Annotated in this window: 19 protein-coding genes; 9 read left to right on the top strand and 10 right to left on the bottom strand. The window is 74.2% G+C overall.

The window, feature by feature from the left end:
* Positions 1 to 8 precede the first annotated feature (8 nt).
* Positions 9 to 2666 carry a hypothetical protein gene (locus OHA65_RS06140; RefSeq protein WP_405761469.1) on the bottom strand — a complete coding sequence of 886 codons (2658 nt, stop codon included), beginning with the start codon at positions 2664 to 2666 and terminating at the stop codon, positions 9 to 11.
* Positions 2667 to 2865: 199 nt separating this feature from the next.
* Between OHA65_RS06140 and OHA65_RS06135 the strand changes: the two genes are divergently transcribed.
* Positions 2866 to 3060 (top strand): hypothetical protein, encoded by a 195-nt coding sequence (locus OHA65_RS06135; protein ID WP_327282095.1) that lies wholly within the window; start codon positions 2866 to 2868, stop codon positions 3058 to 3060.
* Between the two features lie 31 nt (positions 3061 to 3091).
* On the opposite strand, the gene OHA65_RS06130 is transcribed toward OHA65_RS06135, so the two are convergent.
* Positions 3092 to 4129: a LacI family DNA-binding transcriptional regulator gene (locus OHA65_RS06130; RefSeq protein ID WP_327282094.1), complete on the bottom strand. Its 1038-nt coding sequence runs from the start codon at positions 4127 to 4129 to the stop codon at positions 3092 to 3094.
* 150 nt (positions 4130 to 4279) lie between these two features.
* Here OHA65_RS06130 and OHA65_RS06125 point away from each other — a divergent pair, with 150 nt between their 5' ends.
* On the top strand, positions 4280 to 5320 hold the full coding sequence (locus OHA65_RS06125; protein ID WP_327282093.1) for an NUDIX domain-containing protein: 1041 nt from the start codon (positions 4280 to 4282) through the stop codon (positions 5318 to 5320).
* A 32-nt stretch (positions 5321 to 5352) separates the two neighbouring features.
* Here the strand turns inward: OHA65_RS06125 and OHA65_RS06120 are convergent, their stop codons facing one another.
* Positions 5353 to 6054, bottom strand: coding sequence for an MBL fold metallo-hydrolase (locus OHA65_RS06120; RefSeq protein ID WP_327282092.1), 702 nt, complete (start codon positions 6052 to 6054; stop codon positions 5353 to 5355).
* A gap of 74 nt (positions 6055 to 6128) precedes the next feature.
* Positions 6129 to 7493, bottom strand: a complete 1365-nt coding sequence (locus OHA65_RS06115) for a dipeptidase (RefSeq protein ID WP_329312843.1) — start codon at positions 7491 to 7493, stop codon at positions 6129 to 6131.
* A 254-nt stretch (positions 7494 to 7747) separates the two neighbouring features.
* On the opposite strand from OHA65_RS06115, the gene OHA65_RS06110 reads away from it, so the two are divergent.
* Positions 7748 to 9031 (top strand): geranylgeranyl reductase family protein, encoded by a 1284-nt coding sequence (locus OHA65_RS06110; protein WP_329312841.1) that lies wholly within the window; start codon positions 7748 to 7750, stop codon positions 9029 to 9031.
* A 216-nt stretch (positions 9032 to 9247) separates the two neighbouring features.
* On the opposite strand, the gene OHA65_RS06105 is transcribed toward OHA65_RS06110, so the two are convergent.
* Positions 9248 to 9706: a nitroreductase/quinone reductase family protein gene (locus tag OHA65_RS06105; RefSeq protein WP_327282090.1), complete on the bottom strand. Its 459-nt coding sequence runs from the start codon at positions 9704 to 9706 to the stop codon at positions 9248 to 9250.
* A gap of 147 nt (positions 9707 to 9853) precedes the next feature.
* Here OHA65_RS06105 and OHA65_RS06100 point away from each other — a divergent pair, with 147 nt between their 5' ends.
* Positions 9854 to 10582 carry a TetR/AcrR family transcriptional regulator gene (locus OHA65_RS06100; protein WP_405761466.1) on the top strand — a complete coding sequence of 243 codons (729 nt, stop codon included), beginning with the start codon at positions 9854 to 9856 and terminating at the stop codon, positions 10580 to 10582.
* A gap of 149 nt (positions 10583 to 10731) precedes the next feature.
* The gene (locus OHA65_RS06095; protein ID WP_327282088.1) at positions 10732 to 11664 is read left to right on the top strand and encodes a spherulation-specific family 4 protein; all 933 of its coding nucleotides are present in this window, start codon (positions 10732 to 10734) and stop codon (positions 11662 to 11664) included.
* Positions 11665 to 11745: 81 nt separating this feature from the next.
* Here the strand turns inward: OHA65_RS06095 and OHA65_RS06090 are convergent, their stop codons facing one another.
* Together OHA65_RS06090 and OHA65_RS06085 are read right to left on the bottom strand one after the other, a co-directional pair.
* Positions 11746 to 11997, bottom strand: coding sequence for a DUF6332 family protein (locus tag OHA65_RS06090; protein ID WP_328761877.1), 252 nt, complete (start codon positions 11995 to 11997; stop codon positions 11746 to 11748).
* Positions 11998 to 12154: 157 nt separating this feature from the next.
* Positions 12155 to 12901, bottom strand: a complete 747-nt coding sequence (locus tag OHA65_RS06085) for a maleylpyruvate isomerase family mycothiol-dependent enzyme (RefSeq protein ID WP_327282086.1) — start codon at positions 12899 to 12901, stop codon at positions 12155 to 12157.
* 36 nt (positions 12902 to 12937) lie between these two features.
* On the opposite strand from OHA65_RS06085, the gene OHA65_RS06080 reads away from it, so the two are divergent.
* On the top strand, positions 12938 to 13630 hold the full coding sequence (locus OHA65_RS06080; RefSeq protein WP_405761462.1) for an alpha-ketoglutarate-dependent dioxygenase AlkB family protein: 693 nt from the start codon (positions 12938 to 12940) through the stop codon (positions 13628 to 13630).
* A 43-nt stretch (positions 13631 to 13673) separates the two neighbouring features.
* Entirely contained in the window at positions 13674 to 14951 is a 1278-nt protein-coding gene (locus tag OHA65_RS06075) for an ROK family protein (protein WP_327282084.1), read from the top strand.
* A 113-nt stretch (positions 14952 to 15064) separates the two neighbouring features.
* Here the strand turns inward: OHA65_RS06075 and OHA65_RS06070 are convergent, their stop codons facing one another.
* Positions 15065 to 15613, bottom strand: a complete 549-nt coding sequence (locus tag OHA65_RS06070; protein WP_327282083.1) for an ATP-binding protein — start codon at positions 15611 to 15613, stop codon at positions 15065 to 15067.
* 198 nt (positions 15614 to 15811) lie between these two features.
* On the opposite strand from OHA65_RS06070, the gene OHA65_RS06065 reads away from it, so the two are divergent.
* Positions 15812 to 16948 (top strand): PLP-dependent cysteine synthase family protein, encoded by a 1137-nt coding sequence (locus tag OHA65_RS06065; RefSeq protein WP_327282082.1) that lies wholly within the window; start codon positions 15812 to 15814, stop codon positions 16946 to 16948.
* 203 nt (positions 16949 to 17151) lie between these two features.
* Here OHA65_RS06065 and OHA65_RS06060 read toward each other — a convergent pair whose 3' ends face one another.
* Positions 17152 to 17658: an SRPBCC family protein gene (locus OHA65_RS06060; protein WP_327282081.1), complete on the bottom strand. Its 507-nt coding sequence runs from the start codon at positions 17656 to 17658 to the stop codon at positions 17152 to 17154.
* A 327-nt stretch (positions 17659 to 17985) separates the two neighbouring features.
* On the opposite strand from OHA65_RS06060, the gene OHA65_RS06055 reads away from it, so the two are divergent.
* Positions 17986 to 20502 carry a hypothetical protein gene (locus OHA65_RS06055; protein ID WP_327286006.1) on the top strand — a complete coding sequence of 839 codons (2517 nt, stop codon included), beginning with the start codon at positions 17986 to 17988 and terminating at the stop codon, positions 20500 to 20502.
* Here OHA65_RS06055 and OHA65_RS06050 read toward each other — a convergent pair.
* Complete coding sequence (locus OHA65_RS06050) at positions 20435 to 22894, bottom strand: right-handed parallel beta-helix repeat-containing protein (protein WP_328761870.1); 2460 nt, start codon at positions 22892 to 22894, stop codon at positions 20435 to 20437. The two genes, OHA65_RS06055 and OHA65_RS06050, sit on opposite strands and share 68 nt — an antisense overlap.
* Between the last annotated feature and the right edge of the window lie 124 nt (positions 22895 to 23018).

The raw sequence follows: 23018 nt of genomic DNA, 5'->3' as shown, positions 1-23018 counted from the left end.
CGCGGCGTTCAGACGGGTCCGACGATCCACCGGTTCAGGACCGCGTCCCGGCCGGCCGTGACGAGCAGGCTGCCGTCGGGGGAGAAGGCAACGGCGTTGACCGCGTCGCGGTGACCGGACAGCGGGTCACCGACCCGCCGGCCGGTCGCGGGATCCCACAACAGCACGGCGGCGTCCTCGCCGGCCGAAGCCAGCAGCCGCCCGTCCGGCGAGAACGCCACGTCGTACACCGCCGAGGCGTGGCCGCTCAGGGGTGCGGCGCCGACCGGCCGGTCGCCCTTCGGAGCCCACAGCCGTACGGTGCCGTCGTCGCCCGCCATGGCCAGCACGGCCCCGTCCGGCGAGAACGCCGCCGACCACACCGCGCCCCCGCAGTCGCCCGGCAGGGTGCCGAGGAACAGCCGCGCGGCGGGATCCCACAGCCGCACCCGGCCGTCCGCGCCCGAGCAGGCCAGGAGGTGCCCGTCCGGGGCGAACGCGAGGGCGGCGGCCTCGCCGGTGCCGGCGTCGAGGGGTTCGCCGGAACGCCTGCCGGTGACCGGGTTCCAGAGCTCCAGGGTGCCGTCCGCGCTCGCCGTGGCGAGCAGCCGCCTGTCGGGGGAGAACGCGATCCGTTTCAGCGGGGCGCGGTGGCCGGTCGGCAACTCCCGGAGGACCGCGCCGGTCGCCGGATCGTGCAGGTACACGGTCCGGTCGGCGGCCGCCGTCGCCAGCACGCTGCCGTCGGGCGAGAACGCCAGGCACGAGGGCACGAGGGGGAGCCTCGCCGGAGCCACGTCGAGGGGCCGCCCGGTCACCGGGTCCCACAACCGGGCCGTGCGCTCGGCGGTGGTCGCCGCGAGGAGGCGGCCGTCGGGGGAGAAGGCCACCCGCACGAGAGGGGCTTCGGCCGGTACGGCCGGCAGCCGGACCGGCTGCCGTTCCCGCAGGGCGACGGCCAGGGCTTGGGTTGCGAGCGGCGTCGGGCGGGGGGCGCCGGCCCGTTCGTACACCAGGACCGTCTCGTCGTAGGACGCGGTGGCGAGCAGCCGGCCCGTCACCGAGAAGGCGATGTCCTCGATGCCGCCGGCGTGGTCGGTCAGCGGCGGTCCGACGGCCAGGCCGCTGGCCGTGTCCCACAGGTGGACGGCCCAGGGGGTGCCGGTGGCGAGGAGGCGGCCGTCAGGCGAGAAGGCCAGGGCGCCGACCGGGCCGGTGGGGCACGAAAAGGTGCGCGTCTCGCGGCCTCCGGCCGGCGCGTGCAGGGCCACCAGGCCGTCGCGGTAGCCGAGGGCGAGCAGCAGTCCGTCTCCGGACAGGGCGACCGCCTCCGGAGCGCCGGCCTCGGCGGTGCGGGGCGCTCCGGCGGCGCTCCCGCCGAGCAGGTCCCAGACCCGTGAGCTGCGGGCGGCGGCCAGGAGGCGGCCGTCCCGGGCGAAGGTCACCGCGTCGATGGGGTCCTTGCCGCCGCCGTGCGTGACGAGGACCGGGCGGCGGCCGACGGACAGGTCGCAGAGCCGGACGGCGCCGCCGAGTTCGAGGGTGGCGGCCATCTCGCCGGTCGGCGCGCAGGTGATGCCGGTGATCGGGGACCCGTGGCCGAACAGCGGTGGACCGTCGGGCCGGCCGGTCCCGGGGTCGATGTGGTGGAGCAGCGACGGGTCCCTGGAGTCCGTCGCCAGCAGCCTGCCTTCGGGAGTGAACGCGAGGGGGTGCGTCGCGGCGAAGGGGGTGATGGTGGCGACGCCCGTCGAGGTGTCCCACAGCTGGACCGAGTCGCCGCCCGCGGAGGCCAGCAGCCTGCCGTCGGGGGAGAAGACCACGTTCCGGACGGGGGCGAGGTGCCCGACGAGGCGGTGCCGGAGGGCGTACGGGGCGGGCCCGGCGGCCGGCGCGGGAGCGGGGCCGTGTCCGGTCCCGGGAGCCGGGCCGTACCCGGTCCCGGGAGTCGGGCCGTACTCGGTTCCGGAGGCCGGTTCGGGGGTCGGTCCGGGAGTTGGTTCGTGAAAGGGCCCGGGATGCGGTTCGGGACGCGGTTCCGGGGTCGGTTCGGGCGTGGGCCGGGAGGCCGGTCCGAGAGGCGGTTCGGCCGTCGGCCGGGAGGCCGGTTCGGGATGCCAGGGCGTTCGGGACTGTTCGGCCGGGCCGGCGGAACCGGCGGGGGCGTGGGTACCGAAGACGCTGTCGAACCAGGTGTCGGCGCGGGAACCGGCGGCTTCGTCGGCTCCGGCAGGGTCGTGGGGCCCGGCGGTCCGTTCCACCGGGGCTTCGCGGACCGCCTCCTGGCCCGTGGGGGCGGCCTCCGCCGGACCGGCCGCGCGAGCCGCGCGGGCACGCACGTGCACGGGATGCTGGAGCGCGGCCAGTTCCTGCCAGCGCCGCCGCCAGACGGCGAGTTCGGGGGCGTTGTGGGAGGGGACCGCGGTCTCGTGGCCGTACTCGTCGTACGACAGCAGGATCCGGATCAGCGCCATGAGGGTGTTCTGCCCGACGAGCCGTTTGCCGTTGAACGCATCGCTCTGGGTCGCCACCGGCAGTTGGATCCCGGTACCGGAACCGGCCGCGCGGGCTTTTAGATCGCGGTACGAGGGCCTGCCCCGCCCGATCCGCAACCGCGTCAGGTCACCGGCGAGCGCGGCGAGTCCCTCCTCGAACGTGCCGCGCGGCTGCGGCTCCATGTCCCCCATGTCCCCCCTCGGCCATGCGTGGCCGCCCAGGTTAGAACGCCGGGGGCGGAACGGTCCCGAACTTTCCCGAACACTTGGGAACGGTCGCCGCGTTCCGCCGAACACGCTTGTCGTTCAAGGGGTTTCCGGTGCGATCTGCGCGGATCGGATGCGTTCCGTACGTGCCTGCCGCCCGCCCCGGCGGGGGTTACATCGAGCCATGACCACACCAGGTGAAACGCAGCAGCCGTTCCTGTCCCTGCACACCGCCGTCGTGCTCGTCATCGCCCTGCTCATCGGGTGCGGCGTCGGCGCGCTGAGCTTCATGGGCGGTGTCCCCGTCGCCCTGTCCGTCCTCGCCGGGCTCACCGCCGCCGGCGGGGCCGTGCCCGTACTGCGGGGGCTGATCCGCTGATCCGCAGCCGGCGCGCTCCGGCCGGCGGGTCTCAGACGGCCGGCGGGAGTTCGCCCGAGCCGCGGGGGATCAACCGGGTCGGGAGTTCGATCCGGGCCGGGTCGAGGGAGGCGCCCGCGAGCCGTTGGAAGAGGCGGTCCGTGGCCACCCGGCCCAGGGCCGCCGCGTCCTGGGCGACCACCGTCACCCCGGGGCGCAGCAGGTCGGCCAGCTCGAAGTCGTCGAAGCCGACCAGGGCCACGGGCAGCGGGTGCTCGGCCAGGACCCGCACCACGGTCACCGTCACCCGGTTGTTCCCCGCGAAGACCGCCGTGACGGGGTCTGGCCCCGTCACCATCGCCCGGGCCGCCTCGCCGACGCGCTCCGGGGACGTCGAGCCGAGGGAGATCCAGGGCTGCGCCACCGGCAGGCCCGCGTCCGCCATCGCCGCGCGGTAGCCCCGCAGTCGCTCCGTCGCCGTGTGGATGCGCGGGTGGTCCCCGATGAAGCCGATGCGGCGGTGGCCGCCTGCGATCAGGTGCGCCACCCCGGCGCGGGCCCCGCCAGAGCTGTCCGACAGCACCACGTCCGCGTCGATCCGGCCCGCCGGGCGGTCCACGAACACCGTGGCCACACCGGCGCGGATCTCCGGCTCCAGGTAGCGGTGGTCGTCCCCCGCCGGGATCACGATCAGCCCGTCCACCCGGCGCGCGCACAGCGCCAGCGCCAACTCCCGCTCCCGGTCCGGGTCCTCGGCGCTGGAGCCGTTGATCAGCAGCGCTCCGTGGGCCCGGGCCACTTCCTCCACCGCCCGGTTCAGCGGCCCGTAGAAGGGGTCCGCGAGGTCCTCCAGGACCAGCCCCACGGTGGCCGTTCGGCCCTTGCGCAGGACGCGTGCGCTGTCGTTGCGGCGGAACCCGAGCGCCTCGATGGCCTCCTGGACCCGCCGGACCGTGTCCGGGGTGACCCCCGCTTCGCCGTTGACCACCCGTGACACCGTCTTCAGACCCACGCCCGCACGCGACGCCACGTCCTTCATGGTCGGCCGGTTGCCGTAGCGGGGGTCGGACGGGCGGCGGGTCTGCGGCACGGGACGGAAACCTCCGGAGATGGCGGGGCGCGGTCGGGGCACGGCTCTGACCTTGAGGATAAGCACTGGCTCCGTGAGCGGGTTTCCGTGGCAGGGTGATGCGGGCAAGCCACTGGGGGCTCCGGACGAGCCATGGGGAGAGGGGTAGACGTGATTGTCTGGATCAACGGCACATTCAGCGCCGGGAAGACCAGCACGGCCCGCGAACTGACCGGGATCCTGCCGGACAGCACCCTGTACGACCCGGAGCTCGTAGGCGACTCACTACGCCAACTGCTACCGCGCAAGCGCCTCGCGGAGGTCTCCGACTACCAGGACCTGCCGAGCTGGCGGCGCCTGGTGGTGGACACGGCCGCCGCGATGCTCGCGGAGCTGGGCGGGGTGCTGGTGGTGCCGATGACGCTGCTGAGGCAGGAGTACCGGGACGAGATCTTCGGCGGGCTGGCGGCGCGCCGGATCTCGGTGCGGCATGTGCTGCTCGCTCCAGAGGAAACGATCCTGCGCGAGCGGATCGCGACGCGCGAGGAACCGGGGGACCCGGCGGACGTGGACGTGCGGGTGCGGCAATGGGCGTACGACCACATCCCGGTGTACCAGCAGGCGCTGCACGGCTGGCTCGGCGCGGACGCGCACGTCATCGACAACGGGACCCTGAGCGTGCGGGAGACGGCGGAGCGGATCGCCGAAGCCGTGCGAACCGATGCCGCCCGGGTCTGCGACATCGTGCAGACCCCGGAGCCGACGCGCGAGACGGTCGCGGCGGGGGTGCTGCTCTTCGACGACGAGGACCGGGTGCTGTTGGTCGATCCGACGTACAAGCCGGGCTGGGAGTTTCCGGGCGGGGTCGTCGAAGCGGGCGAGGCACCCGGGCGCGCGGGCGTCCGGGAGGTGGCGGAGGAACTGGGCCTGACGCTGGACGCCGTGCCGGGGCTGTTGGTCGTGGACTGGGAGCCGCCGATGCCTCCGGCGTACGGGGGGCTGCGGCTGCTCTTCGACGGGGGCTGCCTCCCGGCCGCCGCCGCGGCCGCGCTCCGGCTGCCGGGGCCGGAGCTGCGGGCCTGGAAGTTCGTGACGGAGGAGGAGGCGGCGGGACTGCTGCCGGCGGTCCGGTACGAACGGCTGCGCTGGGCGCTGCGGGCGCGGGAGCGGGGCCGCCCGCTGTACCTGGAGGCGGGCCGCCCCACCCCGTAGTCCGGCGCGGCGTCACCCGCGCCGGACCACGGTTACGGGAGGGACGGCTGCGACGCCGCAGCCGCGAGGAGGGCTGCCGCCGTGTCCTTCGTCAGGGGGTCGCCGTGGCCGAAGCAGGCCACCGACGGGGACAGCGCCGCCAGGCGCCGGAACGAGGCCCGGGCCTGCGCCCGGTCCACGTTGAACACGCCCAGCATCACCTGGCCCACCGCCGCGACGCAGTCGCCCGTGAACAGCACTCCGTGGCGCGGCAGGTGGACGGCGATGCTGCCCGGCGTGTGGCCCGGGGCGTGGACCACCACCGCCCCGTCGCCGAACGGGAGCGCCTCGCCGTCCTCGACCTCGCGGTCGACCCGCGTCGGCGGCGCCTGCGGCACGGTCAGGCCGTGCTCGTACAGCGGGAGTTCCCAGTCGAGCAGGACCGGATCCGGGACCGGGAGCTCGCCCCGGATCACCGGAGCCTCCAGCCGGTGCGCCACCACCTGCGCACCCCAGCGGCCGGCGAGCTCGTCCGCGGCCCCGACGTGGTCGCGGTGGCAGTGGGTCAACACGATCCGCTCCAGCCGCCGCGGGTCCAGCCCGAGGGAGCGGACGGCCTCCTCGATCGCCGCCGCGGACCCGGCGTGGCCGGCGTCGACGAGGGTCAGGGCCTCGCCGTCCTGCCAGAGGTAGGCCTGGCCGATCGGGAAGCGGAGCATGTGGAGCCGCTGCGGGAGCACTTCGACGAGATCCATGCCCCGAACGTAGGTCCGCCGGCTCCGCTCCCGGCCCGTCTTTCACCGGGAGCGGAGTTCGCCCGTAGCGCAGGTCAGCCGCGCTTGGACTCCGCGTAGTTGACGAGGAACAGGGCCTCCGCGACCGACAGGCGCTCCAGCTCCTGCGGGGAGACGCTCTCGTTCACCGCGTGGATCTGGGCCTCCGGCTCGCTCAGCCCGATCAGCAGCATCTCCGCCTCGGGGTAGAGCGACGTCAGCGTGTTGCACAGCGGAATCGATCCGCCCATGCCGCTGACCTGCATCTCCTGGCCCGGGTACGCCACCTGCATGGCCGCCGCCATCGACGCGTACGCCGGGCTGCTCGTGTCCGCCTGGAACGGCTGGCCCTGACCCACGACCTCAAGTTCGAGGTGCGCCTGCCACGGGGTGTGCGCCACCAGGTGCGCCTCCAGCAGCTTGATCGCCTCGGCCGTGTCCACGCCCGGCGGCACGCGCAGGCTGATCAGCGCGCCGGCGCTCGCGTGTACCGAGGGGGTGGCGCCGACCACCGGCGGGCAGTCGATGCCGAGCACCGTGACGGCCGGGCGGGCCCACAGCCGGTCGGCGATCGTGCCCTCGCCGATCAGCTCGACCCCGTCGAGCACCCTCGCGTCGGCGCGGAAGTCCGCCTCCGGGTACTGCAGGCCCTCCCAGACGGCGTCCGAAGCGAGGCCGTCCACCGTGGTCGAACCGTCGGCCGCACGCAGCGAGTCCAGCAGCCGGATCAGCGCGGCCAGCGCATCGGGGGCGACGCCGCCGAACATGCCGGAGTGCAGGTTGCCGCCGAGGGTGTCGATCTTCACCTTGATCAGGGTCATGCCGCGCAGGGTCGCCGTCACCGTCGGCAGGCCGAGCCGGAAGTTCCCCGCGTCGCCGATGACGATGGTGTCCGCGGTCAGCAGCTCCGGGTGCGCCTCGGCGTACTGCTGGAGGCCGCCGGTGCCCTGCTCCTCCGAGCCCTCGACGATCACCTTCACGCTCACCGGCACACCACCGTTTGCCTTCAGCGCGCGCAGCGCCAGCAGGTGCATGATGAACCCGCCCTTGCAGTCCGCGGCGCCACGCCCGTACCAGCGGCCGTCGCGCTCGGTCAGCTCGAAGGCGGGGGAGATCCAGGCGGCGTCGTCCAGTGGCGGCTGCACGTCGTAGTGCGCGTACAGCAGGACGGTCGGCGCACCCTCGGGGCCGGGCAGGAAGCCGTACACCGACTGGGTGCCGTCGGGGGTGTCGAGGAGGGACACGTTCTGGAAGCCCTCGGCGCGCAGCGCGTCGGCGACCCAGCCGGCCGCACCCTCGCTCTCGCTCTTCGGGAACTGCGCCCAGTCCGCCACCGACTGGAAGGCCACCAGCTCGCTCAGCTCCTGCTTGGCGCGGGGCATCAGCGAGGCGATGGTCTCGGCGATCGGATTCTGGGACATGGGCACGCTCCTTTTGGGTGCGACGTTGTGTACGTGTACGCCGCCCGCATCCGCGTGGTGGGCGTATGCCGGGTACGGCGAAAGACAGAGCCGATCCTCGCACAGCAGGACGGGCCGGACTCGCGCCGTAGGATTTCCCTGCATCGGAGCAACCGCATGATCAGGAGCAGCAGCACATCGTGAGCAGCGACGACAGCACCGTCGGGGGACCCGACTCAGCAGCAGGGCAGACCGCTCGGAAGGCGGGGGACGGGATGGCCGAAAGCACCGGCGGAGCCGGCGAGGTGTGGGACGTGGTCGTGGTCGGCGCCGGACCGGCCGGCGCGTCGGCCGCGTTCGCGGCGGCGACGGCGGGGCGGCGCGTACTGCTGCTGGAGAAGGCCGAACTACCCCGGTACAAAACCTGCGGCGGCGGCATCATCGGCCCCTCGCGCGATGCCCTTCCGCCCGGTTTCGTCCTGCCGTTCAAGGACCGCATCCACGCCGTCACCTTCTCGCTGAACGGGAAGCTGACCCGGACCCGCCGTTCGCGGCAGATGCTGTTCGGGCTCATCAACCGGCCCGAGTTCGATGCGGCACTGGTCGCCGAGGCCGAGAAGGCCGGAGCCGCCGTCCGTACCGGTACCGCCGTGGCACGGGTCGAGCAGCACGGCGCGGCAGTGCCCGACCGGCGCACGGTCGCCGTGGTGCTCGCCGACGGGGAGACCGTCCTGGCGCGCGCGGTGGTCGGCGCGGACGGCAGCGCGAGCCGGATCGGCGCGCACGTCGGGGTCGAGATGGACCAGGTGGACCTCGGCCTGGAAGCGGAGATCCCGGTACCGGAGACGGTCGCCGAGGACTGGAAGGGGCGCGTGCTCCTCGACTGGGGCCCGCTGCCCGGCAGTTACGGCTGGGTCTTCCCCAAGGGCGACACCCTCACCGTCGGGGTCATCGCGGCGAAGGGCGACGGCGCCGCGACCAAGCGGTACCTGGAGGACTTCATCGCCCGTCTCGGACTCGCGGGCTTCGAGCCCTCCGTTTCCTCCGGGCACCTGACCCGCTGCCGCAAGCCCGATTCGCCGCTGTCGCGGGGCCGGGTCCTGGTCGCGGGCGACGCGGCCGGGCTGCTGGAGCCGTGGACCCGTGAGGGCATCTCGTTCGCGCTGCGCTCGGGCCGGCTGGCCGGGGAGTGGGCCGTGAAGATCTCGGAGGCGCAGGACGCGGTGGACGCGCGCCGCCAGGCCCTCAACTACGCGTTCGCCGTCAAGGCCGGACTGGGCGTGGAGATGAGCGTCGGCAAGCGGATGCTGACCGCGTTCGAGGCCCGGCCGGGGCTGATGCACGCGGCGATCACCGGTTTCCGCCCGGCCTGGCTGGCCTTCGCCCGGATCACCCGGGGGGCGACGACGCTGCCCGACATGGTGCGGACGTACCCGATGGCTCGCAAGGCGCTGCACGTCTTGGACGGCAAGCAGGCGCGGAACCGGAACCGGGACCAGGGGCCTGAGCAGGGCCAGGGCCAGGGGCAGGGCCAGGATCCGGAGAGGGAGAAGGCCTAGACGGGGATCGGGCCCGGGCCGGGCCCGGTGGCCGGCCCGGTGGCAGGGCCCCCGTGACGGGGGTCGCTACCGCGGCCGGTGGGCGTTCGAGGGTGGCGGTCTTGTCCGGGAGGCGCGGGCGAGGCCGCCACTGCTGTGGGCGGCGCCGGGACGCGACGGGATTCGCAGGCACTCGACGGGATTCGACGGGATTCGACGGGCAGGGGGTCCTGCGCGTCAGTTCGAGACCGTGATCCGGAAGACCGGGTGGTCCCCGGCGGCCGCCTGGAGCTCTGCGTCGGTGGACTGCGCGGTGACGCCCTGGAAGAACCGGTTGACCTCCCAGCCCCACTTCTCCAGGTAGGCGCGCAGCACGGCGGCCTTCTGGACGGGGTCGGTGAGCTCGGTGACCGTGAAGGCGCGCACCTTGCGCCCCACGCGCAGTTCACCGCCGCCCGCCACCCGCATGTTGCGGACCCACTGGGAGTGGCCGCGCGCCGACACCAGGTACTGCTCGCCCTCGTACGTGTGCGGGTTGACGGGGATCCGCTGCATCTGGCCGGAGGTGCGGCCGCGCACCGACAGCTCGGCGGTGCCGGCCAGGCTGATGCCGAACCGGGCCAGCTTTCCGAAGAGGGAGTTGAAGCGGATTTCGAACGGGCCGCCCTGGACGTAGTAGGGGGTGGGTGCGTTCATGGCTGCCTCCGCGATTCTGGGAGAGCGGTGCTCTCGCTTGAGAACAGTGTGCACGGATCGCCGCACCAAAACAAGAGCAGTGCTCTCACAAAGGAGCGGCGATCCAATTTTTGGGCACTGCTCTGCGTTCGTGGCACACTTCTACCCATGAGTACCGTGCGCGGGGCCCGGGAGCGGGCCCGTATCGAGGTCACCGCCGCCATCAAGGACGAGGCGCGCCGCATGCTCGCCGCAGAGGGCGCCGCCAAACTCTCGCTGCGCGCCGTCGCCCGCGAGTTGGGCATGGTCTCCTCGGCCCTCTACCGCTACTTCCCCAGCCGTGACGAGCTCCTCACCGCCCTCATCGTCGATGCCTACGACAGCGTCGGCGCCGCCGCCGAGCAGGCCGACGCCAACGCCCTCGCTGCTGCTGCCTCCGGTGCCGGTGCCGGTGCCGGCGGCGGCGTGCCCCGCGAACGATGGCTCGCCGTCTGCGAGGCCGTCCGTGCCTGGGCCCTGGAGCACCCGCACGAGTACTCCCTCATCTACGGCTCCCCGGTCCCCGGCTACAGCGCCCCGATGGACACCGTCGGTCCCGCCTCCCGCGTCGCCAACGTCCTCATCGACATCCTCCGCGCCGCCCTCGCCGGCCGCGGCCTCGCCCTGCCGGCGCTGCCCGCAGCCCTGCGCCCCGAAGCCGTCCGGATGACGGCGGACTTCGGCACGGGGCTGCCGCCCGAAGTCACCGCCGCCCTGGTCGCCGCCTGGGCGCAGCTGGTCGGCCTCATCTCCTTCGAACTGTTCGGGCAGTTCAACCGGGTCGTCGAGGACCGGGACACCTTCTTCGCGCACGCCGTGGGCCAACTGGCCCACGGGGTCGGCCTGCCCGCCGCATGACGGCGGCTCACGTGATGAGGTGACAGGTCGCTTGTCTGTTCCTCGAACCAATGCGAGTGGTTCGGCTTTCGCCGAAGGGGCTCCCGTCTAGTGTTCGTCGGGTCGCCCCCCCGTGCTTCTGCCCCCGCCCCTCGCCGGAGGAAACAGCCATGGCCCGCGCCGTGAAGGCCCTGTACGCCGTCCTGGTCACGTCCTTACTGGCCGCCCCCGCCCCCGCCGTCACCGCCTCGGCCGGCACCACGGCCGAGGAAGCCGCCCCGGCCCCGAGACCTCGGATACCCGGTGTGCGGGGCCTGGAGATCGCCGTTCCCGCGTACGCACCGGCCGGTGACCCGATGCTGGGAGACCTCGTCTCCACCACGCCCGCCGCTTCCGTCATCGTCCTCAATCCCGGCAACGGCGACGCCCCCTTCGACGCACGCTGGCAGGCCCGCGCGGACGCCCTGCGCGCCGGGACCACCGCCACCGGGGAGAAGACCAAGGTGCTGGGCTACGTCCACACCGACCACGGCAACCGCGACATCGCCGCGGTGAAGGCCTCCGTCGACAACTACCTCAAGACGCGCGACGGCCGCCTGCACGTGGACGGCATCTTCTTCGACGTCGTCAGCCGCGACTGCGGCCCCGCCAACGTCACCCGCGACCACTACGCACAGCTGCGCGAGTACGTGCAGGACACCATGGACGCCGCCGACCCCACCGCCGCCGACCTGGTGGTCGACAACCCCGGCACCGCCATCGCCGACTGTTACCTGGAGCCGGGCCACCGCACCGCGGACGTCTTCGTCACCTACGAGGACACCTACGCCGCGTACACGGGAGCCGGCTGGCTCGGCGGGAACGTCTTCGGCGCCTCGGGCGGCTACCGCTCCGGTATGGAACTCGACCCGACCGGCACCGCGTTCTGGCACCTCGTCCACGGGGTTCCGGACGCGGCCGCCATGCGCGCCACGCTCCGCACGGCCTTCGACCGCGGCGCGGGGTACGCGTACGCGACCGGCACGATCATGCCCAACCCGTGGGACGAGTCGCCGAGCTGGAAGTACCGCAGCCAGACCGGGTACGCCGCCACCCTCGGCTGATCCGGCGGCCCGCACCCGCGACGATCGTCAGGGTTGCGCCGGCCGCCGGGTCGTGCTCCCGGCGCGATCCGAACGGGACGGTCAGCGCCCTTCGTTCTCCGGGCGGCGGCCGAAGCGCCACAGGACGTGGGTGATCCGCAACAGGAACACCACCCCCGCCGACACCCCGCCCGCCACCGTCAGAACGGCATCGGTGGTGGGGGAGACCTCGAAGACCAGGGCGGGCCCGTACACCGCTGCGAACACGAGCGCGGCGGCGAAGCACGCGCTGACGAACGCGTAGCCGATCTCTATCGTGATCGCGTCGCGGTCCGCCTGCGTACGTCGCCCCATGCGCGCAGTGTCACAGCTCGTACCGCACGGTCACAAGAGCGCCTTGAGCAAGCTCCGAGCGCCCTCGGACCCCCGCCCGGACCGCTCGCGGCGGAGCCCGGTCAACCGGCCCGGGGCTACCGGCCCGGGTCAGCCGATCCCTGCCAGCCGGTTCGGGTCAGCCGATCCCGGCCGTCTCCACCCACTGCCGCGCGAGCGCCTCGTCGCCGGTCACCCCGGGTCCCATCAGCGGGAGCCGGTTCCACAGCGCCGCGTACAGCCACGACGCCTCGCCGATCACCTCGCAGTCCGCCGGGTCGCCCGTGTCGCCCGCCACCGTACGGGGCGGCTCCGGCGACAGGTGTACGGTCCACACCGCGCCCGTGTCGGCGGAGCGGACCCGCAGCACCCGCAGCTCCTGCGTCCGCATCAGGCTGCGCGGCCGCGCGTGGAAGCCGGTCAGGAGTTCGTCCACGCCGTCCTCGGCGAACTCCGGTGCCACCTGCGCGTAGGCCACGCCCAGCGCCGCCTCCGCGTCCATCCGGTGCACGGCCGTCTCGTGCGCCTGCCGGCGCGCCCAGAAGGCCAGCGGTGACGGCGCGGCCGTCGGCAGGAAGGTCCAGCACTGCACGTCGGCCGGGGCCTCGGTCAGCGTCCGGACCAGGGCCTCGTGGCCCTCCCGGTACCAGGCCAGCAGCTCGGCGCCGGCCAGCTCCGGGGCCTCGGGGAACGGGCCGGGCTCCACGACCCCGTCCCGGACGTACCCGGCGGCCCAGCGGTGCACCGCGCCCGTGTGCCGCAGCAGATCGGCGACGCGCCACCCCGGACAGGTGGGCACGGGGGTGTCCGTACCCGCCCGTTCGGCCGATTCGGCGAGCAACTCGCCTTCCCGTGCAAGGGTCTCCACATACTCCGTGATCTTCATGCGGGCAGTGTCGCACCGGCCGGTCACAATGGGGTGATGGACGGGGAACTCTTCCCGCGCGAGCGGACCGAGATCGCCCCCGGCGCCGTGCACGTGCCCGACTGGCTCGGGCCCGAGCGCCAGCGGGAGCTGCTCGACGCCTGCCGGGCCTGGGCGCGGCCGCCGGCGGGCCTGCGCACCGTACGGACACCCGGCGGCGGCACGATGACCGCCCGCCAGGTGTGCCTGGGGCTGCACTGGTATCCGTACGGGTACGCCCGCACCGCCGTGGACGGCGACGGGGCACCGGTCAAACCGATGCCCGGCTGGCTCGCGGAGCTGGGGCGCGAGGCGGTCACCGCCGCCGGCCGGCCGGCAGCGGCAGCGGCAGCGGCACCGGCCGCGGACCCGTACAGGTCCGCGTACGACATCGCGCTGATCAACTTTTACGACGGCGACTCCCGCATGGGCATGCACCGCGACGCCGAGGAGAAGTCCGGGGCGCCGGTCGTCTCGCTCAGCCTCGGCGATACCTGCGTCTTCCGCTTCGGGAACACCGCCTCGCGCGGCCGGCCGTACCAGGACGTCCGGCTGCTCAGCGGGGATCTGTTCGTCTTCGGCGGCCCCGCCCGGCAGGCCTATCACGGCGTGCCGAAGATCCTGCCCGGCACATCACCGCCCGGGCTCGGGCTGACCGGGCGACTGAACATCACCCTGCGCGTCGGCGGTCTGGGGACGGGCCCCGACTGACCGGGGCGCCGCGCACACCGCCGATCATGCGAGGATCGCTGTCATGAACGGCAACGGGGCCCCGCAGCGGGTGGGGGAGGCGGCGTCCGCATCGGCGTCCGCATCGGTGTCGGCGTCGGCGAGGACCAAGCTGGAGCGGGGCCGCGGCGCCCTCGGCCCGGCGCTGGAGCTCGTCCACACGGGCCGGGCCCCGACCCGGGCCGTCCTGACGGCCGAGCTCGGCGTCACCCGCGCCACCGCCGGGGCCGTCGCCGCCGAGCTGGAGGCGCTCGGCCTGATCCGGGTCGACTCCCGCCCGGGCGGCGCGGGCGGCACCCAGGGCCGCCCCTCGCACCGGCTGTCCATCGCGGAGAACGGCCCCGTGGCGCTCGCCGCGCAGGTGCACTCCGACGGGTTCCGGGCCGCGCTGGTCGGGCTCGGGGGCCGGATCGTGGCCACCGCCCCCGGCAAGGTCACCGTGTCCGCGGACCCGGCGCAGGTGCTCGGTGCGGTCGTCGAGGCGGGCGCGGCGCTGCTCGCCGACACCGGCCGCCGCTGCATCGGTGCGGGCCTCGCGGTGCCGTCGGCGGTCGCGGAGCCGGACGGCACGGCGCTCAACCCCCTGCACCTGGCGTGGCCGGCCGGGTCTCCCGTACGGGACATCTTCACGGAGTGCGTGAAGGCGGCCGGCATCGACGGCCCGGCCCTGACCGGGAACGACGTCAACCTCGCCGCGCTCGCCGAGCACCGGCACGGCGCGGGCCGCAGCGCACAGCACCTGCTGTGCGTGGCGACCGGCCACCGCGGGGTGGGCGGTGCGCTCGTGCTGGACGGGCGGCTGCACAGCGGGAGTTCGGGCCTCGCCCTGGAGGTCGGTCACCTCACCGTCAACCCGGAGGGGCGGGCCTGCCACTGCGGCAGCCGCGGCTGCCTGGACGTGGAGGCCGATCCGCTGGCCTTCCTGACCGCGGCGGGCCGCACCCCGGGCCCCGAGGTGTCGCTGCTCCAGCAGGCCAGGGACCTGCTGCGCGAGGAGTACGCGGAGCCGGCGGTACGGGCGGCCACCGAGGAGCTCATCGACCGCCTCGGCCTGGGCCTCGCGGGACTGGTGAACATCCTGAACCCGGACCGGATCATCCTCGGCGGGCTGCACCGGGAACTGCTGCACGCGGACCCGGAGCGGCTGCGCGCGGTGGTCGCGGACCGCAGCCTGTGGGGGCGCAGCGGAGGGGTGCCGATCCTGCCGTGCACCCTGGACCACAACAGCCTGGTCGGCGCGGCGGAACTGGCATGGCAGCCGGTACTGGACGACCCGCTGGGCACCCTGGGGGCGGCGGCCTAGGCCTGCTCGCCCCGGGCGTCGCAGACGGCCGCCCGCGGCCCCGCGCCGCGCTCCCGCACCAGCCCCCCCGCGGCCCCTCGGCCGCGCAGGCGCCGGACGCGGCGCTGGAACCCCTACCCGGGCCTGGCGCCGACCGACGCCGCCACCGGGATCGCGGTCGGGACGGCGCCCGGGTCCACGGCGACGACCACCGCCGGTGCGGGCTCCCGTACGGGCCTGGAGCCGTTGCCGGTCGGACGCTGCGCCGCGGGGGCCGCCGGGGCCGCCCGGAGCGAGAACCACACCACCTTGCCGGGAGTGTCGTCCTGGTTCCGCGCGCCCCAGGCCTCGCTGACCGCCGCGACCAGCGCGAGCCCGCGCCCGCAGGTCTCCAGCGCGTCCGCTGCCGCTTCCCGCAGGACGGGAAGCCGCGGATCGCTGTCGTACACCGAGACGGTGAGCCGCCCCAGCCGCAGCTCGATCTCGACGGTGCACGTCTTGTCCGGCTGCGCATGGCGGTGGACGTTGCTGAGCAGCTCCGTCACACCGAGCGCAGCCCGGTCTATGAGCGGATCGAGCTGCCAGTGGCGCAGTTGCGCCGAAACGATCCTTCGGATCTGTCCGATCCGGGACGGCAAGGCCTGCAGTTCGACTACGCAGTGCCTGCGTGAATGACTGATCACGGCTGCGACTCCCCGACATGAGTGTTACGGGTGCTGCACCCTCGGTAATGCTCCACCAGGGTCACCCACGGTGCGCGTGTATGCAACCGAACGCGATCGAAAGCGATCCTCATGGATACCCAAAGTGACCGTTTGTGCAGGTGAGGGAGGTACATTGCGAAAGCAGGGGGCGTGAAACCGCACGAAGGAGCAAGGCGCATGAGCACCACCCGTACCTCCGGTACGACAGCTACGACGATCGACGTCGACCGTAGCGACGCGGACTACCGCGCCTGGCTGAAGGAAGCCGTCCGCAAGGTCCAGGCCGACGCCAACCGCTCCGCCGACACCCACCTGCTGCGCTTCCCGCTCCCCGAGGAATGGGGCATCGACCTCTACCTCAAGGACGAGTCCACGCACCCGACGGGCTCGCTCAAGCACCGCCTCGCGCGCTCGCTCTTCCTGTACGCGCTGTGCAACGGCTGGATCCGCCCCGGCCGCCCGGTCATCGAGGCCTCGTCCGGCTCGACCGCCGTCTCCGAGGCGTACTTCGCGAAGCTGATCGGCGTGCCGTTCATCGCCGTCATGCCGCGCACGACCAGCCCGGAGAAGTGCCGCCTCATCGAATTCCACGGCGGCGAATGCCACTTCGTGGACGACCCGATGAAGATGTACGAGGAGTCCGCCGAACTCGCCGCCCGCACGGGCGGGCACTACATGGACCAGTTCACGTACGCGGAGCGGGCGACGGACTGGCGCGGCAACAACAACATCGCCGAATCCATATACCAGCAACTGCGCCTGGAGCGTTACCCCGAGCCCGCGTGGATCGTGGCGACCGCGGGCACCGGCGGTACGTCCGCGACCATCGCGCGTTACGTGCACTACATGCAGCACGACACCCGCGTCTGCGTACCGGACCCGGAGAACTCCTGCTTCTTCGACGGCTGGACCAACAACGACCCCCACGCGAGCAGCGATTGCGGCTCCCGCATCGAGGGCATCGGTCGACCGCGGATGGAGCCGAGCTTCGTGCCCGGCGCCATCGACCGGATGATGAAGGTGCCGGACGCGGCGAGCGTGGCGGCGTGCCGGGCGCTGGAGCAGGCCATCGGGCGCAAGGCGGGCGGTTCCACCGGTACGGGCGTCTGGAGCGCACTGAAGATCATCTCGGAGATGGTGGCCGAGGGGCGCAAGGGCAGCGTGATCACGCTGCTGTGCGACCCGGGCGACCGCTACCTGGACAAGTACTACTCGGACGAGTGGCTGGCCGCGCAGGGCCTGGACATCGCCCCGTACACGGAGACCCTCGAAACCCTGTTGGCGACCGGCGTCTGGCGCGAGCCGGCGGCCTGACCGGCCGGGCGCCGCCCGCAGTGCCCCGGCAGGCCCGGCAGGCCCGGCAGGCCCGGCAGGCCCGGCAGGCCTGGCAGGCCCGGCAGACCGGCTGACCCGTGGGGGGCCGTGGGGCCGTCCTGGGCGGGCCGGGTGGGCGGAGGGCGTGGGAGGCCGGCGGCTACGGCGATCTGGCTGCCGCCCCCCCCGATCCGAACTCCGTGTTACTGACCGGCCGGACGGTGTGCCGACAGCCGGGTGTCCAACGCCCGGACCGCCGAGCGGAACGAGTGGCCCAGGCCCGGACGGGCGCCGGCGAGCGCGAGCCGGAACAGCGCCGGACCGTCGGCCGCGAAGGTCCAGCGGACCAGGGTGCCGGTGCCCCGGCCGGTGCCCGGGCCGGCGGGGCGCAGCCGCCACTCCTCCAACAGGGCCCGGACCCCGGGCGCGTTGGTCTCGTCGACCCGGTACGCGTAGCGGCACTTCGGCTCCGCCGCCATGATCGTCTCCTGGAAGCGGGTTCCGCCCACCAGCCGGACCTCCCGCCCCGCGCCCCCGTGCGTCGGCCGGGCCATGGTCACCGCCCCGAACCATCGCGGCCAACCCTCGACGTCCTCGGCCAGGGCGCGGTACACGGCCTCCGGTCCCGCCGCCGTCCGCGCGGTGAAGGTCAGTCGGACCGGGGCGTCCTCGATGAAGTCCAGCCCGACCGGGCGGAGTGGGCGAGCCATGGCGGTCCCTCCTGGGGGTGTACGGCGGCACGCACGTGCGAGTGGTGCGTACCTTAGCTGGCGCTCCGTCAGATGTCCGCTGTGGCCCCGCTGCGGTCCATCCGCGCCCCTCCGTGCCCCCGCCGGGCCCCGATTCCCGTACGACCGGTACCCACGGCGCCGGTTCGCGTACGAGCCCCCGGCCGGCCGGCCGCGGGCTCCGGCTCCGGAAGATCGCCCGGAGGGGGCCTAGGCACGCGGCGTGCCGCGCGGGATGCTGGATCCGCGCTGATCCAGCCCCCGCGAGCGGAGGCCGCCGTGCCGGACACCCCCCAGCCCCCGCATCCCCTGGCCCTCGAACTCCTCACACCCCCACGCCCCCTCGCCCTCGAACTCCGCGTGCACGGAGTCCACGGCGCACCTCCCGACGAGCTGCTCGACGATCCGCGCACCGTTCGGATCACCGGGGACTCGACCGCCGCCGTGTTCCGCCGCGCCGCGGACGCCGACGCCGAGGCCCACCCCGAGTGGTACGCCGGCCGTCCCGTCGTCGAGGCCTACTGCTGGTCCCGGCTCACCTCCGGCAACGGCTCCCGAGCCCTGTGGCTGCTGCTCCTGCCCTTCATGGTCGTCAACCTCGCCCACTGGGCCCGGCCGGCCGCGCCCGCCACCGGTCCGGCGCCGTGCGCGGTCCGCACGTACGGGGTCCTCGTACGGGTCCTCGCGCTCAGCCTCACCCTGCTGCTGATCGCGGCCGCCTGCGAGGTCGCGCTCGACCTCCTCGCCTGGCAGTGCGCGGGCACCAGGGCCTGCACCGGCCCCCGGTCCTGGCTCGGGTTCCTGGAGCCCGGCGGCTGGTGGGGCCAGCCCGGCCGGCGCCTCGCACTCGGTGCGCTGGTCCCGGCCGCGCTGACCGGGCTGCTGTGGTTCCTGTCGAACCGCACGTGGAGCGCGTACGAGTCCCAGTCGCCGCCCGCGGGCACGGCCGTCCCCGCCCCGTCCGGGGACGGTGCGCCCGCCCTCGGCCGGCCCGGATTCTGGTACGGGCGGCGCATAGTGGCCCGGCTGCGTGCGGCACACACCGCCGCCGGACTGCTCACCGTCGCGGCCGCCGTGGCCGCACCCACCGCCCGCTACGACCGCAGCACCGGAATTCCCGTGCTCGACCTCCTCGGCTGGGCCGTGGAGATCCTGCTCGCCGCCGGGGCCGTCGCCGTCGCCTGGGTCGTCTGCCGGCGAGGCCGCACAGAGGCCCGCCCCGACCACCGCCTCGACCGGGCCGCCATCACCCTCCTGCCCGGCTCCGCCCTGGCCCTGCTCGCAGCCGTCCTGCTGTACGCCGGCTGGTCGCGCCCCGGCTGGACCTCCACCGGGCGGCTCCCCGGCGATTTCGTCTTCGGCGTGCTCATGCTCGGCCAAGGCTGCTGCGTCCTGCTCCTCGCCGCCGTCGCCGCCCGCCTGTACCGGCTGGCTCCCGACCCGGCGAGCGCCCTGTACGGCCTCGGCGGGCCCGCCATCGCCATGCTCGGCTGCGCCCTCGGCGGGGTCATGTCCGGCGGTGTCGCCCAGCGCGTCGCCGACTGGCTCGACGGCGGGGCCGCCCCCTCGACGGCCGGTCCGCCCGTGCCCGCGCCGCCCGTGCTGCTGTCCTGGCAGGCCGCCGTGCTGCCCCCGCTACTCCTCGTACTGGCCCTCCTCGCCGCCTGGTTCGCGGTGCGCGGAGTCCGCGCGCGGCGCCGGCTCGCCGCCACCGTGGCCGCCGAGTACCCGGGGGAGGCGCCCGACGAGGACCGCAGCCGCCGGATCGCCGGGGCCCGCGCCGCCGCCGCGCTCACCGACTCGGCGCCCTGGTTCGTGGCCGCCGTCTCCGGGATCACCCTGCTGCTCGGCGCGGGCGCCCTCGCCGGAGCCTGGCTCAGCGGCCGGGTGCCGGGCGAGGCCGCCCGCGGATTCCACCCGCTGCTGGCGACCGCCGCCCGCGCCGCTCAGGACACCGGGTCCTGGCTGATAGGGCTCGGCATCGCCGCGTTCGTCACCTGGGGCCGCCGCGCCTACCGGGACCCCGCCGCCCGCCGCACCATCGGCGTGCTCTGGGACGTCGGCACGTTCTGGCCGCGGGCCGCCCACCCGTTCGCGCCGCCCTGCTACGCCGAGCGCGCCGTCCCCGACCTGACCTGGCGCATGACCGGCTGGACCGGCCGCACCGGCGGCCGCCTGGTGATCTCCGGACACTCCCAGGGCAGCGTCCTCGCGGCGGCCGCCGTCTGGCAGTTGCCGCCGCAGGTCCGCCGCCGGGTCGCCCTGCTCACCTACGGCTCCCCGCTCCGGCGGCTCTACGGACGCTGGTTCCCGGCGTACTTCGGCCCGAGGCAGCTCGCCGCGCTGCACGGGGACGTCGACTGCTGGCGCAACCTCTGGCGGGCCACCGACCCGATCGGCGGCCCGGTCCTCCCGGACGTCCGCGACACCACCGCCCCGGCTCCCGGCCCGGCCGCCGCCCCGGCCGATCCGACACCCCCTCCGGAGCCTCCCGGCCCAACACCCCCTCCGGCGCCTCCCGGCCCGGGAGCCCCTTCCGGGCCGGCGGCTCCGGCCGGCTCCGTGGACCGGGGGCCGCTCGCCGACCCGCTCGCCTACGGGCGCAGCGCCGGCCACCCGCTGCCCGCGCCGATCCTCGGCCACTTCGACTACCAGGCCGACCCGGCCTTCGCCGCCGAACGCGATGCCCTCCTGGCCCGCTTGGCCGGACCCGCCCGTCGCGGCCGGTCCGGCACGCGCGCCGTACCGGGCCCGAGGGTCAGCAAGGAGCCGGCAGCGCCGGAAGGGCCGGAAGGGCCGGAAGATCCTCCGGGAACAGCAGTGTGAGCTCGTCCGTGCCCGGGTCCGACAGCTGCGCCACCCGGCCCGCATGCCGCTCGACCATCGACTCGAACGTCTGCCGGGCCGTACGGCCGTTGCCGAACGCCGGACCCTTGGGCAGCTCCTTGAAGTACGCCAGCAGCGCCTCGGCGGTGCCCTTCCCGAGCCGGTACTCGTGCTCCTCCGCCTGCTGCTCCACGATCCGCAGCAGGTCCTGCGGGCCGTAGTCGTCGAAGGTGATGGTCCGGGAGAACCGGGAGGCCACCCCCGGATTGACGGTCAGGAAGCGGTCCATCTCCGCCGTGTACCCGGCGACGATCACCACGACCGCGTCCCGGTGGTCCTCCATCAGCTTCACGAGGGTGTCGATCGCCTCGCGCCCGAAGTCCCGGCCCGAGTCCTCCGGCGCCAGCGCGTACGCCTCGTCGATGAACAGCACCCCGCCGCGCGCCCGCTCGAACGCCTCCTGCGTACGGATCGCCGTGGAGCCGATGTGCTCACCGACCAGGTCCACACGGGAGACCTCCACCAGGTGGCCGCGCTCCAGCACCCCGAGCGAGGCGAGGATCTCTCCGTAGAGCCGGGCCACCGTCGTCTTGCCGGTGCCGGGGGAGCCGGTGAAGACCAGATGACGGCGCACCGAAGCGGCCTTGAGCCCCGCCTGCTGCCGCCGCCGACCCACCTCGATCATGTCGGTGAGCGCCCGCACCTCGCGTTTGACGCTCTCCAGGCCCACCAGCGCGTCGAGCTGGCCCAGCACCTCGCCGGAGCCGCGCGCCGCCGATGATCCCCCGCCCGTCTCCTCCGCGGGGCGCGGAGCCGGCACCTGCGCCGGCCCTGGGCCCCGGTCGCCGACCGCGCTCACCGTACGTATGCCCGGACGCTCGCCGGTCAGTGCCCCGGCCGCGGCCGACTGTGCGGCGAGCCGCGACCCCGATCCGTCGCCGGTGCACTCCTCGGCGACCGGGCCGTCCTCGGCGAACTCGTAACCCCCGCGCGCGCAGCGCTCGGTGTGGCAGCGGGTCAGCGCGGTGCGGCAACCGTCGAGGACGTGGAAGCCGAAACCGGAACTGCCGGTCACCTGGCAGGCCTGGAAGCTACCGCGGCCGCCCGCAGATACGTAGAAGCCCGCTTCGGACGGGGAGCTGACCGTGCACCGCTCCACGGTCGGGTCGGCGCCCTTGGTGACGATCACCCCCGTCTGGACGGCGTCGATCGTGCAGTTGGCGAGGGTGCCGCCGCTGCCGTGGTCGCGGAACCAGGCCCCGGTCGCCGCCTCGCGGATCCGGCAGTCGTCGACCTGGACGGTCGCGCCGTCGCTGACCGAGACGGCCGTGTTGCGCACCTGCGACAGATCGCTGTCGACGACATCGGCGCGCGAGCCCCGGTCCAGGACGAACACCGCGTCCGGCACGTCGTGGACGCGGCAGGAGCTCAGCGAGGCGGTGGCCCCGTCGCTGATCCACACCGCCGGATAGTCGCCCGTGCTGTCGTGGATCTCGCAGGACTCGGCATCCACCCGGGTACCCGGATCCCACACCGACAGACCGTTGCGGCCGAACCGGCGGACCGTGGTGCGGCTGAGGGTGAGCACCGAACGCGAACGAAGGTCCACCGCGTTCTCCGGGATGTCGTGGATGTCGCACCCGGCCAGGGTGAGCACGGCGTCCGTGTCGAGGGTGACCCCGTCCGCCGAGGTGCGGTGCACCGCGCAGTCGGTGAGGCGGGCCGCGGCACGCGCGGCGACCTGCACGCCCGTCCCCTTGATCTCGTACACCTCGCAGCCCAGCGCCTCCAGGCCCGAACCCTCGCCGGTGACCGCGATGCCCGCCCCCGACGCATGGTGGACCCGGCAGCGCTCCAGACGCGGACTTCCACCGCCGCGGACGGACACCCCGGTTTGCCCGGCCGCCACCACCTCGCACTCCTCGAACACCCCGCCGCCGCCGTCCAACACGGAGATCCCGATGCCCGTGGGGTTCTCCACCGTGCACCGCCGCACCAGGGGCCGGGCCCCGCCGCGCACCTCGATGCCCGTCGCCGACCGGGTGCTCACCCGGAGGTCGGTGAGCTCGGGGGAACCCTCCTCGACGAGCAGCGCGGGCGCCGCCCGGTCCTGCCCTTCCAGATGCAGGTCCTGGACCACGGCCGAGGCGCGCACGGTCAGCGCGACCCCGTCGAGCGGGGCGATCCGCACCGAACCCACCGAGCCCTCCGGCCCGCGCAGGATGACGGCATGGTTCAGCACCAGGTTCTCCTGGTAGGTGCCGGGGCCGACGGACAGCACGTCCCCGTCGCCCGCGACGGCGAGCGCGGCGGCCAGCGTCGGATACTCAACCGAGCGGCGCCGCCACCGCGACGACCCGCCGTGCGTCACCTGGACCGTGCCCTGTGCCATGGTTCTGTCGTGCCCCCGCCCTCGTACTCACGCTGTCGAAGCGACTGAGACCGCCGCCGCCGCCCCTGCAGTGGCAGCGGCCCGGCTCCGACGCTCCACCGTAGCGCGCGCGGGGCCGGTGAGA

The organism is Streptomyces sp. NBC_00045 (genome assembly GCF_045041095.1).
Taxonomy (GTDB): Bacteria; Actinomycetota; Actinomycetes; order Streptomycetales; family Streptomycetaceae; genus Streptomyces.
The sequence above is the reverse complement of the archived record's forward strand: the minus strand, read 5'-3'. Positions and strand labels throughout refer to the sequence as shown.